The sequence below is a fragment of the Pseudomonas sp. LAIL14HWK12:I1 genome (genome assembly GCF_003202095.1).
Taxonomy (GTDB): Bacteria; Pseudomonadota; Gammaproteobacteria; order Pseudomonadales; family Pseudomonadaceae; genus Aquipseudomonas; species Aquipseudomonas monteilii.
The window spans coordinates 93,600-105,242 of the sequence record NZ_QJKG01000007.1 but is presented as its reverse complement, the minus strand read 5'-3'; the positions used below and the strand labels follow the sequence as shown (position 1 = coordinate 105,242).

At 63.8% G+C, this 11,643-nt stretch carries 9 protein-coding genes; 2 read left to right on the top strand and 7 right to left on the bottom strand.

Annotation, left to right across the window (positions count from 1 at the left end; genetic code table 11):
• The 7 genes from D906_RS18180 to mreB form a co-directional block, all read right to left on the bottom strand.
• Complete coding sequence (locus tag D906_RS18180) at nucleotides 1-852, bottom strand: carbon-nitrogen hydrolase family protein (RefSeq protein ID WP_019099449.1); 852 nt, start codon at nucleotides 850-852, stop codon at nucleotides 1-3.
• Between the two features lie 8 nt (nucleotides 853-860).
• Nucleotides 861-4,682 carry a YhdP family protein gene (locus D906_RS18175; RefSeq protein ID WP_027615481.1) on the bottom strand — a complete coding sequence of 1,274 codons (3,822 nt, stop codon included), beginning with the start codon at nucleotides 4,680-4,682 and terminating at the stop codon, nucleotides 861-863.
• An 82-nt stretch (nucleotides 4,683-4,764) separates the two neighbouring features.
• On the bottom strand, nucleotides 4,765-6,222 hold the full coding sequence (rng, locus tag D906_RS18170) for a ribonuclease G (RefSeq protein WP_016713152.1): 1,458 nt from the start codon (nucleotides 6,220-6,222) through the stop codon (nucleotides 4,765-4,767).
• Between the two features lie 54 nt (nucleotides 6,223-6,276).
• Nucleotides 6,277-6,888, bottom strand: coding sequence for a nucleoside triphosphate pyrophosphatase (locus tag D906_RS18165; RefSeq protein ID WP_019099447.1), 612 nt, complete (start codon nucleotides 6,886-6,888; stop codon nucleotides 6,277-6,279).
• Nucleotides 6,889-6,921: 33 nt separating this feature from the next.
• Nucleotides 6,922-7,410, bottom strand: a complete 489-nt coding sequence (gene mreD, locus D906_RS18160; RefSeq protein WP_016713154.1) for a rod shape-determining protein MreD — start codon at nucleotides 7,408-7,410, stop codon at nucleotides 6,922-6,924.
• A complete protein-coding gene (gene mreC / locus D906_RS18155; protein ID WP_025753791.1) occupies nucleotides 7,410-8,414 on the bottom strand; it encodes a rod shape-determining protein MreC in 1,005 nt (334 codons plus the stop codon). The genes mreD and mreC overlap by 1 nt, the downstream gene beginning before the upstream one ends.
• A gap of 226 nt (nucleotides 8,415-8,640) precedes the next feature.
• Nucleotides 8,641-9,678, bottom strand: coding sequence for a rod shape-determining protein MreB (gene mreB, locus D906_RS18150; RefSeq protein ID WP_003255163.1), 1,038 nt, complete (start codon nucleotides 9,676-9,678; stop codon nucleotides 8,641-8,643).
• 205 nt (nucleotides 9,679-9,883) lie between these two features.
• Between mreB and gatC the strand changes: the two genes are divergently transcribed.
• Nucleotides 9,884-10,171, top strand: coding sequence for an Asp-tRNA(Asn)/Glu-tRNA(Gln) amidotransferase subunit GatC (gene gatC, locus D906_RS18145; protein WP_003255165.1), 288 nt, complete (start codon nucleotides 9,884-9,886; stop codon nucleotides 10,169-10,171).
• 15 nt (nucleotides 10,172-10,186) lie between these two features.
• On the top strand, nucleotides 10,187-11,638 hold the full coding sequence (gene gatA, locus D906_RS18140; RefSeq protein WP_025753792.1) for an Asp-tRNA(Asn)/Glu-tRNA(Gln) amidotransferase subunit GatA: 1,452 nt from the start codon (nucleotides 10,187-10,189) through the stop codon (nucleotides 11,636-11,638).
• Nucleotides 11,639-11,643 lie beyond the last annotated feature (5 nt).

The following is an 11,643-nucleotide window of genomic DNA, read 5'->3' as shown; positions in this document are numbered from 1 at the left end:
TCACTCCGCGGTGTGCGCAGGCCGCAACGCGCCCTGCGAGAAAAAGCGCCGGTGCGATACCACCGGCATGCGCGCCCGAATGGACGCTTGTTCTTCAATGTCGCGCTCGGCAAGCAGTACCGCTTCGCCTTGCGCCTGTTCTGCAACGATGCGCCCCCAAGGGTCGACAATCGCCGCATGCCCATGGGTTTCCCGTGGGCCTGGGTGGGTGCCTCCCTGCGCCGCAGCCAGCAGGTAGCACTGGGTCTCGATGGCTCGGGCGCGTACCAGTACCTCCCAATGGGCCGCGCCTGTCACTGCCGTAAAGGCAGCCGGCGCAGTGATCAGCTCCGCGCCGGCAGCACGCAGTGCGCTGTACAGCTCGGGGAAGCGCAAGTCGTAGCACACGCTCAACCCCAACCGCCCGACCGGCGTGTCAGCCACCACCACCTGAGCACCATGGGCGTAGTCGTCCGACTCACGGTAACGGCCACGGTTGTCGACAACATCCACGTCAAACAGGTGCAGCTTGTCATAACGTGCCGCGATCTCGCCGTGTTCATCGATCAACAGCGAGCAGGCATGGGCCTTGGCCTCGGGCTGGCCGACCGGTGGCAAGGGCAAGGTGCCGGCAACAATCCATAACTTGAGGTCACGGGCGGTGCGTTTCAACCATGGCAGGATCGGCCCTTCACCCAACGCTTCGGCACGGCCGATGGCAGCGGCATCCTTACGGCCCATGGCAGCGAAATTTTCTGGCAGCACGGCCAGCCGTGCGCCGCCCATCGCGGCCTGCTCCAACAGGGCACCGGCACGTTGCAGGTTGGCCAGCACATCGTCCTGGCTGACCATCTGGATTACCGCTGCCTTCATGGGCACTCCTAGCGGGATTTCTCGAAAGGTTTCACAAAGGTGATTCTAGGCTCTTTAACCGGTCCTTCGACACGGTAGTGCACACTGGCAAAGCGCGAAACACGGTCACCGATCAACCGATCGACCAGGAACAAGGCGCCACCTACGGCCGGCGCGCCGACAATCAGTGCCGCCAGCGGCAGGTTGTTGGTCACCGGCAGGCTGACCTGCAGGTTGGCATCAATCCGGTCGCGCACCATGTCCAGGGTCCCATCCAGCTCGAAATTGCTCGACGGGCCGGTCACGCTGATGGGCTCGCGGGTCACATACACCCCGTCACTGGCCACCAGCAGGCCCTTGACCCGGTCATAGGCCAGGCCTTTCTCGAACAGGTCGGAGAAGTCCAGACGCAGGCGTCGGCCAATGGAGTTGAAGTTGAGCAGGCCGAATACCCGCAACGCCTGGGCGCTCCCTTCAACCTCGACGAACTGGCCGGTACGCAGTGCCGCGTCCATGCTGCCCGAGAAGCGCTCCAGCCCGACCGCAGCCGGCGAACCCGGCCAGCGGCCATCCACATCCAGGCGGAAATCGCGGCTGGTCACGGTCGGGGCAAAGCCCCAGGCCTTGAGTACATCGGCCAGGTTCTTGCCGTCCAGGCGCCCTTTGTACCAGCTGCTGGTCTTACCCGTTTCGCCTTCCCAGCCACCGCCGCCGTCGATACGCAGGCCTTTGAAGTCGAGGTCGATATCACTGGCGGTAACACCACGCGCGGTGGGTCGCAACTTGATCGATGCACTGCCGAACAAGTCGTCGCCGCGGTACAGCTTGTCGATGCTCAGGTCCAGCGCCGGGACCTTGCGCGGGTCGAACGAGGCCAGCGGATCGGGGCCATCCTCAGCTTTCGCCTGGGCAGGGTCGGCCGCCGGCAAGCGCAAGGTTTGCATGCGCACCACCATGGGCGATCCTTTGGCATCCGGCACGCGTGCGTTACCTATCACTTCCTTGCTGTCAAGGCGCAGGTCCCAAGCCTGGCCGCCTCGTGCCAGCCTCACCACTGCCTGATTCAGGTCCATGCCAAAGGCTTTCAACTGGCCAATGCTCAGGTCTACGCTTTGCAGGTTTTGCCGCGCGCTGCCACCGGGGTCGTCACCCGCCAAGCGCGCTGCCTGCTCTTGCCAAGGTGCCAGGTCCAAAGCCTCCAGGCGGCCACGTACCCGCAGGCCTTGACCGGCCGGCAGTTGAGCGTTACCGGCGCCGAGCAGCAACTCACCGCGCCCCTGGGCCAGTGCGTTGGCCGGCGCGGCATAGGCAAAGCGGGCAAGGTCGGTGTAGACAGCATCGAAGCGGCGCTCCGGCCCCTGCAGGCTCATACTGAAACGGCTGTCGCGGGTATCCGCCACCGTTTTGCCGAACGGTGCCGGCAGGTCGATCGCCAGGCCCTTGAGGTTGGAGGTGACGCTCAGGCTGTTTTCCCGGCTACCCAGGCTGACCTGTAGCTGGTAAGGCAAGTCGCCGGAGGCCGGCAGGGCCTGCTTGAACTGCAGCCACTCGGTCAACGCCTTGAGCGACACCTGGCCATTGGCATTAATGCGGGTCTGCATCTGGCCAGCCTGGCCTTCAGCAGTGATTTGCGCCGTTACCGGCTTGCCGAAGGCTTGCAGGCTGATGCCCTTGCCGCTCAGGCCTTTGTCGAAATCAAAGCTGAAATCACCCTTCAGGCGGTTCAACTCCAGGCTCGGCGGGGCGACTTTCAGGCGCGCATCGTTGGTGGCGAAGTCCACCTGTACTTTCGGTAGCGGCCCATGGGCCAAGGGGATATCGAGCTTGACCTTGCCCTTCAGCGGCCCTTCACCCTCCCAGCCGGCGAAAATCTCACCGGTACCGATTGGCGCTTCCTTGAGAATCTTCAGCCCATCGCCCAGGGTGCCGTCGAAGTCTCCATCCAGGTACAGGTGGCTGTGCTGATCACCGTCGACATGCGGTATATCGACCGTCACATCGCTGACCTTGGTGTCGAGCAGCACGCCGCGTTGGGCCTTGATGCGCACACCGCTGTCCTCGATGAACACATCGCCATCCACGTGCTGCACCTGCGGCCAGCCAGGCTGGAAGTCCAGGGCGGCATCGCGCACCTTGAAGAACAGGCTGATACTGCGTGCTTCAGGAGCCGCGCCATGATTCAGCGAGCCCTGGTACTGGAAGTAGCCTTCATCCACCGTGCCCTTGACGATGGCGCTGCGCAACCACTCGTCGAGGGCCGGGCTGAGCACCTCGGGCAAGTACTTGGCGGTATAGCGCCCATCGCCTTCGGTCAGGCCGACGCGCAGGTCCATGTAGTCCTCGCGGCCTTCCTCGAACAACAGGCGAATCAGGAAATCACCGGCGATCTTGCCCTCTTCGCCAAGCACCTTGAGGTACGGCGCAATCAGGGTGAAACCGTCTTTGTCCAAAGCCCAGGTCAGGCGTGCATTGGCCTTCTGGTAGTGCCAGGGCTTGGCGAAGATCGGGTACAGATGCAGCATGAACGCCTCGGTATCCAACCGCAGCTCACCATGGCCCAGGTCACCGCTGATGCTGCCGCTGACGTTACCGGCAGCCGGGGCATTGTGATAGGCATCGAAACCGACCTTTTCCAGGTTGGCCTCGAACTGCAGGCGTTTGTCGCCCTCGGCTTTCGGCCGGGCCTCCAACCGCACATTGCGCAGCGCGCCGGTGACTTTCAGGCCATCGACCACGGCCATGACTTTGTCAGGCAACGGCGCCAAAGCATCGATCAGCGGGGTCAAGGGCGTGAGATCGAGCCGGTCGGCCTGCACCCGCCAGTTTTCATCGGCTGCGTTCTCGCCCGGGCGCTGCTGCAACTGCAAGTGCGACTCCCAGCGGGCCTTGTCGATGTCCATGGCCAGGGAGTCGACCACCACATCGAAGCCTTGATCCCGGCGCTGGAACCAGGCGCCCAGGGCCAGGTTGCTCAGCGTGGCAGCTTTGCGCCCGGTATAGGCACCCCGCAGTTCAGGCGCATTAAGCCGCACCACAGCCTGCTGCAACTGCCCTTTTCGCCAATCGACCCAGAACTCCCCACCCGCCCGCAACACGTCAGCTTGCCACTCACCGAGCAGGCGTGGTGGCAACCAGCGCGCCCAGTCACTTTGCGGCAGGCTCAGGTAGGCCTCCACCTGGCCATCACGCCAGGCCTTGGCTGACACACGGCTTTGCAGGTTCAGCGACAGAGGCTGGCCATCAGGCAAGGTGGCGCGCAACTCCAGCACTTGCCGCGAAGCACCCGCCTGCAGGCCGGCGCTGACATAGGTAAGGGTGAGCGGGTCACGCTGCCAGGGGTGCAAGGTGACTTGGCTGTCGAACACATCGACGCGGCCCAATTGACGCAGGCGCTGCAGCAGGTCGGCGGGGTCGAGTGGTGCATCGTCTTTTTTCGGCAGGCCTTCGAGGTTCCAGGCGCCCTGCTCGTTCTCGCGCAAGATCAGTTGCAGGCCGCCCAGCTGAATACGCGCCAGGCGCACTTCACGGGCGGTAAGGCTGGCCCAGACATCAGGCACCACCTTCACGTCATCCAGGCGCAACGCCGTAGCGCCTTCGCCCAGTTGCAGGTCGCGCACCCGCAGCACCGGAGCCAGCCCGCTCCAGCGGCCCTCGAGGGCACCGACATGCACCGGCAGGCCCAGCGCCTGCTCGGCCTTGCTTTCCACATCGGCGCGGTACTCGGCCACCAGCGGCACCAGTTCGCGACCGAGGCTGACATACAGCGCCACCAACACCGCCAACAGGGCGCATAAGCCCAGCCCCCAGCGGGTCAAGGCGACAAGAACGCGGGTCAGACGTCCCATGGCCATGGCCCTCCAAGTCGTTTATCCATGATGGCTGGTAGCGGCAGTTTTGCCAGCCCGACCATCCTGCGGCGTGTTCTGGAAAGCCTCAGAGCAGCACCACGTCGTATTGTTCCTGCGAATACATCGACTCGACCTGGAAGCGAATGGTTCGACCGATGAAAGCCTCCAGCTCAGCGACGTTGCCAGACTCTTCATCCAGCAGGCGGTCGACCACCTTCTGGTTGGCCAGTACACGGTAGCCCTCAGCCTGATAGGCTCGGGCCTCACGCAGGATCTCTCGGAAGATCTCGTAACAAATGGTCTCGGGGGTTTTCAGCTTGCCGCGCCCCTGGCAGGCCAGGCACGGCTCACACAGCACCTGCTCCAGGCTTTCACGGGTGCGCTTGCGGGTCATCTGCACCAGGCCCAGCTCGGTAATACCGATGATGTTGGTCTTGGCGTGATCGCGCTCCAGCTGTTTTTCCAGGGTGCGCAGCACCTGGCGCTGGTGCTCTTCATCTTCCATGTCGATGAAGTCGATGATGATGATGCCGCCGATATTGCGCAGACGCAGTTGCCGGGCGATGGCGGTGGCGGCTTCCAGGTTGGTCTTGAAGATGGTCTCTTCCAGGTTGCGATGGCCGACGAACGCGCCGGTGTTCACATCGATGGTGGTCATCGCTTCGGCCGGGTCGACCACCAGGTAGCCACCCGACTTGAGCGGCACCTTGCGCTCCAGCGCACGCTGGATCTCGTCTTCAACGCCGTACAGGTCGAAGATGGGGCGCTCGCCCGGATAGTGCTCGAGGCGGTCGGCGATTTCCGGCATCAGCTCGCCAACGAACTGCGTGGTTTTCTGGAAGGTTTCCCGCGAGTCGATACGGATCTTCTCGATCTTCGGGTTGACCAGGTCGCGCAGCGTGCGCAGGGCCAGGCCCAGGTCTTCGTAGATAACCGTGGGCGCGCCGCAGGTCTTGATCTGGGTACCAATCTGCTCCCACAGGCGACGCAGGTAGCGGATGTCCTGCAGAATTTCTTCAGCGCGTGCGCCTTCAGCGGCGGTGCGCAGGATAAAGCCACCGGCATCTTTGATGTTTTCGCTTTCCATGCAGCCGCTGACCACCTGCTTGAGGCGATCACGCTCGGCTTCGTCTTCGATCTTCAGCGATATGCCAACATGGCTGCTGCGGGGCATGTACACCAGGTAGCGCGAAGGGATCGACAACTGGGTGGTCAGGCGCGCACCCTTGGTGCCGATCGGGTCCTTGGTCACCTGCACTACCAAGGCCTGGCCTTCGTGGACCAGGGCGGTGATGTTCTCTACCGCCGAGCCTTCGCGCTGGGAAATTTCCGAGGCATGGATGAACGCTGCGCGCTCCAGGCCGATGTCGACGAAAGCCGCCTGCATGCCTGGCAGCACGCGCACCACCTTGCCCTTGTAGATATTGCCAACAATGCCACGGCGCTGGGTGCGCTCGACGTGCACCTCCTGCAGTACCCCGTTTTCCACCACCGCCACGCGTGACTCCATCGGGGTGATGTTGATCAGGATCTCTTCACTCATGGCCGGCTCTCGTCAAAGGTCTTTTGTAATGATGGATGGCGTATGCATTGCTGGCTACCGCAGGTTTGTTACCTCTGGCGTATGCGCCGGCGATTGCCAGCAGGCAACGCCGAACTGGCCAAGCAAATCGGCCGTTTCGCTGAGGGGCAGGCCGACCACCGCCGAGTAGCTGCCGGACAGGCCAGTGACGAACACCGCGCCCAGGCCCTGGATGGCGTAGCCACCCGCCTTGTCCGCCGGTTCGCCGCTGGCCCAGTAGCGCTGCGCTTCATCGTCGCTGATCGCACGGAAGCGCACCTGGCTGGTGACGCACAGGCTTTGAACGCGCTGGCCATCGGTGAGGGCGACGGCGGTCAGTACCTGATGCTCGCGGCCTGACAGGTCGGCCAGCATAGCCAAGGCATCTTCGCGGCTTTCCGGCTTGCCGAGAATACGACCATCGAGCACCACGGCGGTGTCTGCGCCCAGGACGACAGCCGTTCCCTCGACACTGGCCAGGCCGGCGGCAGCCTTGGCCCGGGCCAGGCGTTCGACGTAGGCCGGGGCGCTTTCGTCGGGCAGCGGGGTTTCATCGACGGGGGCACTGACGACGCTGAACGGCACACCGATCTGGGTCAGCAGTTCACGACGACGGGGCGAGCCGGAGGCCAGGTATAGCGGGTTCATGCAGACATCTCCCTGTCAGTGTCGACGTCGCCGTCAGTTGATATGCAAGCGTCGGCGCAGGTCGCGCAGGGCAAAGCTGATCCAAGGCCAGAGCAAGGCACTGATGACCGCCGACCAGACCAGCGCCAGGGTAGGCAGGCGATTACCGGTCAGTGCGCTGAGCCACAGCTGGATCAACTGCGCGATGCCGAAGATCACCAGGATGACCAGGCTCTGCTGCCACATGGGGAACATGCGCAAGCGCTGTTGCAGCGACAGCACCAGGAAGGTTATGAGGGTCAGGATAAGTGCGTTCTGCCCCAGCAAGGTGCCATACAGCACATCTTCGGCCAAGCCCAGCACGAACGCCGTGGTCATGCCAACCTTGTTCGGCACGGCCAGGGTCCAGAACGACACCAGCAAGGCCAGCCACATGGGCCGGAACACTTCCATGAACTGCGGCATGGGCGAGACGCTGAGCAGCAGGCCGATAGCAAAAGTCAGCCAGATGACCCAGCCGTTGTTGCGGCGCGATGCAGGCATCATTGCCTCCGGGTGTGAGCGGGTGCGGCAGGCGCGGCAGCCGGCGTGGCAGGGGCAGCAGCCGGAGCTGCTGGCTGAGCGGCCGGCGCGGCGGGTACGGCCGTCGTGGCCGGTACAACGGGCGCGGTGCTGGCTGGCACGCCCTGCTCGCCCGGGCTTACCGGCTGGCCAGGGGCCGAGGCGCCCTTACGGTCAGCTTCTTCCTGGGCGATAGCTGCATCGGTAGCACGCTGTTCCGGGGTACGCCGGTCACTGAACACCAGCAGCATGTAGCGGCTGCGATTGAGCGCGGCGGTGGGGATGGCGCGCACGATGGCGAACGGCTGGCCGGAATCGTGAATCACTTCGTTGACCGTGGCCACCGGGTAACCTGCCGGGAAACGCTGACCCATGCCGGAGCTGACCAGCAGGTCGCCTTCCTTGATGTCGGCGGTATCGGCCACATGGCGCAGTTCCAGGCGCTCCGGGTTGCCCGTGCCGCTGGCAATGGCGCGCAGGCCGTTACGGTTGACCTGCACCGGAATGCTGTGGGTAGTGTCGGTCAGCAGCAGCACCCGCGAGGTGTAAGGCATCAGTTCGACCACCTGGCCCATGAGGCCCCGGGCATCAAGCACCGGCTGGCCGAGGAACACGCCGTCACGCTCGCCCTTGTTGATCAGGATGCGGTGGGTGAACGGGTTGGGGTCGACACCGATCAGCTCGGCCACTTCGACCTTTTCGTTGACCAGCGCCGAAGAGTTCAGCAACTCGCGCAGGCGCACGTTCTGCTCGGTCAGGGCCGCCAGCTTCTGCAGGCGCCCCTGCAGCAGCAGGGCCTCGGTCTTGAGCTTTTCGTTTTCGGCGATCAGTTCGTTGCGGCTGCCGAACTGGCCGGCCACACCTTGCCACGCACGCTGCGGCAGGTCGGTGATCCAGTACGACTCCATCAGTACCACGCCCATCTGGCTGCGCACGGGTTTGAGCACGTCAAAACGCGCGTCGACAACCATCAACGCGACCGACATCACCACCAGAACGAGCAGGCGAACGCCCAGCGAAGGGCCCTTGGAGAAAAGCGGTTTAATGGGCCGTTCCTCGTGGACGACTCAGGAGGTCATTGGACATGGGACAACGCACCAGCCTGGTTGCGGGTTGACGGATACGGCGCCCTGAACGGGCGCCAGCCCAGCACATACAGGTAGCACTGTGCGTACTACCTGTAAACCGGGCGCTCGCGAACAGCAAGTGGGATCACTCGCTGGAGAGCAGGTCCATCGCGTGCTTGTCCATCATCTCCAGAGCGCGACCGCCACCACGGGCGACACAGGTCAGCGGGTCTTCGGCGACGATCACCGGCAGGCCGGTTTCCTGGGCCAGCAGCTTGTCGAGGTCACGCAGCAGCGCGCCACCACCGGTCAGCACCAGGCCACGCTCGGCGATGTCCGAAGCCAGCTCGGGCGGCGACTGCTCCAGGGCGCTCTTGACCGCCTGGACGATGGTCGCCAGCGATTCCTGCAGCGCTTCGAGCACTTCGTTGGAGTTCAGGGTGAAGGCACGCGGTACGCCCTCGGCCAAGTTACGGCCACGCACGTCGACTTCGCGCACTTCGCCGCCCGGGTAGGCAGTACCGATTTCCTGCTTGATGCGCTCCGCGGTGGACTCACCGATCAGGCTGCCGTAGTTGCGGCGCACGTAGGTGACGATGGCTTCATCGAAGCGGTCGCCGCCAACGCGGACGGATTCGGCATAAACCACGCCGTTCAGCGAGATGAGGGCGATTTCAGTGGTACCACCACCGATATCGACGACCATCGAACCGCGGGCTTCCTCAACCGGCAGGCCGGCACCGATGGCGGCAGCCATGGGTTCTTCGATCAGGAACACTTCACGGGCACCGGCCCCCAGGGCCGACTCGCGAATGGCGCGGCGCTCTACCTGGGTCGACTTGCACGGCACGCAGATCAGCACACGCGGGCTTGGCTGCAGGAAGCTGTTCTCGTGAACCTTGTTGATAAAATATTGCAACATTTTTTCGCACACGCTGAAGTCGGCGATGACGCCGTCCTTCATCGGACGAATGGCAGCAATATTGCCAGGCGTACGGCCCAGCATGCGTTTGGCTTCGGTACCGACGGCGACAACGCTTTTCTGGTTGCCATGGGTACGGATGGCAACAACCGAGGGCTCATTCAGGACGATACCGCGCTCACGCACGTAAATAAGGGTGTTGGCAGTACCCAGGTCGATGGAAAGATCGCTGGAAAACATGCCACGCAGTTTCTTGAACATGGGAAAGTGACCCTGGGGAAAGCGTGGGTAAAAAAGTGCGGCAAACTCTAACAATGGCAGGGATTTTGGGCAAGGAGCCAATATGTTAAATTGGCTGTTTTTCCGAGCACGCCAGCAGAAATTCGCGGCCGTTAGACCGTCAGAAAGCTGACATGTTCCTCACTGCGGACCCAAATTCCGTTCTTTGTTTCCCCTGGAGATCCCCATGGCGCTTGAACGCTGCGACGTGGAAAAGATCGCCCATTTGGCCCGCCTGGGCCTGAATGATGGCGAACTGCCACGCATTACTGACGCCCTGAACAGCATTCTCGGGCTGGTTGACCAGATGCAAGCGGTCGATACCACTGGCATCGAACCCCTGGCCCACCCCCTGGAGGCCAGCCAGCGCCTGCGCCCCGACCAGGTCACCGAAAGCAACCAGCGTGATGCCTACCAGGCAATCGCGCCATCGACCGAAAGCGGTCTGTACCTGGTTCCCAAAGTCATCGAGTAAGGGATAGAGCCTGCCATGCATCAATTGACCCTGGCCGAGATCGCCCGCGGACTCGCCGACAAGTCGTTTTCTTCCGAAGAGCTGACCGGCGCCCTGCTGGCGCGCATCAAGCAGCTCGACCCTCAGATCAACAGCTTCATCAGCGTCACCGAAGACCTGGCCCTGGGCCAGGCGCGTGCCGCCGACGCCCGTCGCGCCGCTGGCGAAACCGGCGCGCTGCTGGGTGCCCCCATCGCCCACAAGGACCTGTTCTGCACCAACGGCGTGCGCACCAGCTGCGGCTCGAAGATGCTCGACAACTTCAAGGCGCCGTATGACGCCACCGTGGTCGCCAAGCTGGCCGAAGCCGGTATGGTCACCCTGGGCAAGACCAACATGGACGAATTCGCCATGGGGTCGGCCAACGAATCCAGCCACTACGGCGCGGTGAAGAACCCGTGGAACCTCGAACACGTTCCGGGCGGCTCGTCGGGTGGTTCGGCCGCTGCCGTGGCTGCACGCCTGCTGCCGGCCACCACCGGCACCGACACCGGCGGCTCGATCCGCCAGCCGGCAGCACTGACCAACCTCACCGGTCTCAAGCCGACGTACGGTCGCGTTTCGCGCTGGGGCATGATCGCCTACGCCTCCAGCCTCGACCAGGGTGGCCCGCTGGCCCGCACTGCCGAGGACTGCGCCCTGCTGCTGCAAGGCATGGCCGGTTTCGACGCCAAGGACTCCACCAGCATCGAAGAGCCGGTGCCGGACTACAGCGCCAACCTCAACGCCTCGCTGCAGGGCCTACGCATCGGCCTGCCGAAGGAATACTTCGGCGCCGGCCTCGACCCGCGCATCGCCGACCTGGTCCAGGCCAGCGTCAAGGAGCTGGAAAAGCTCGGCGCCGTGGTCAAGGAAATCAGCCTGCCGAACATGCAGCACGCCATCCCGGCCTACTACGTGATCGCTCCGGCTGAAGCCTCCTCCAACCTGTCGCGCTTCGACGGCGTGCGCTTCGGCTACCGCTGCGAAGCACCGAAGGACCTCACCGACCTGTACAAGCGCTCCCGTGGCGAAGGCTTCGGCGTTGAAGTACAGCGCCGTATCATGGTTGGTACCTACGCCCTGTCGGCCGGCTACTACGACGCCTACTACGTGAAGGCGCAGCAAATCCGCCGCCTGATCAAGAACGACTTCATGGCCGCCTTCAACGACGTCGACCTGATCCTCGGCCCGACCACGCCAAACCCGGCCTGGAAGCTTGGCGCCAAGAGCAGCGACCCGGTCGCCGCCTACCTGGAAGACGTCTACACCATCACCGCCAACCTGGCGGGCCTGCCGGGCCTGTCGATGCCGGCCGGCTTCGTCGACGGCCTGCCGGTCGGCGTGCAGTTGCTGGCGCCGTACTTCCAGGAAGGTCGCCTGCTCAACGTCGCGCACCGCTACCAGCAAGTGACCGACTGGCACACCCGCGCCCCCAACGGCTTCTGAGGAAT

Bases quoted from the DNA above. Each gene is read 5' to 3' on its own strand.
- D906_RS18165 (WP_019099447.1), bottom strand. From the start codon at position 6,888: ATGAACCCGCTATACCTGGCCTCCGGCTCGCCCCGTCGTCGTGAACTG.
- mreB (WP_003255163.1), bottom strand. From the start codon at position 9,678: ATGTTCAAGAAACTGCGTGGCATGTTTTCCAGCGATCTTTCCATCGAC.
- D906_RS18180 (WP_019099449.1), bottom strand. From the start codon at position 852: ATGAAGGCAGCGGTAATCCAGATGGTCAGCCAGGACGATGTGCTGGCC.
- mreC (WP_025753791.1), bottom strand. From the start codon at position 8,414: ATGTCGGTCGCGTTGATGGTTGTCGACGCGCGTTTTGACGTGCTCAAA.
- mreD (WP_016713154.1), bottom strand. From the start codon at position 7,410: ATGCCTGCATCGCGCCGCAACAACGGCTGGGTCATCTGGCTGACTTTT.
- gatC (WP_003255165.1), top strand. From the start codon at position 9,884: ATGGCGCTTGAACGCTGCGACGTGGAAAAGATCGCCCATTTGGCCCGC.
- D906_RS18175 (WP_027615481.1), bottom strand. From the start codon at position 4,682: ATGGCCATGGGACGTCTGACCCGCGTTCTTGTCGCCTTGACCCGCTGG.
- rng (WP_016713152.1), bottom strand. From the start codon at position 6,222: ATGAGTGAAGAGATCCTGATCAACATCACCCCGATGGAGTCACGCGTG.
- gatA (WP_025753792.1), top strand. From the start codon at position 10,187: ATGCATCAATTGACCCTGGCCGAGATCGCCCGCGGACTCGCCGACAAG.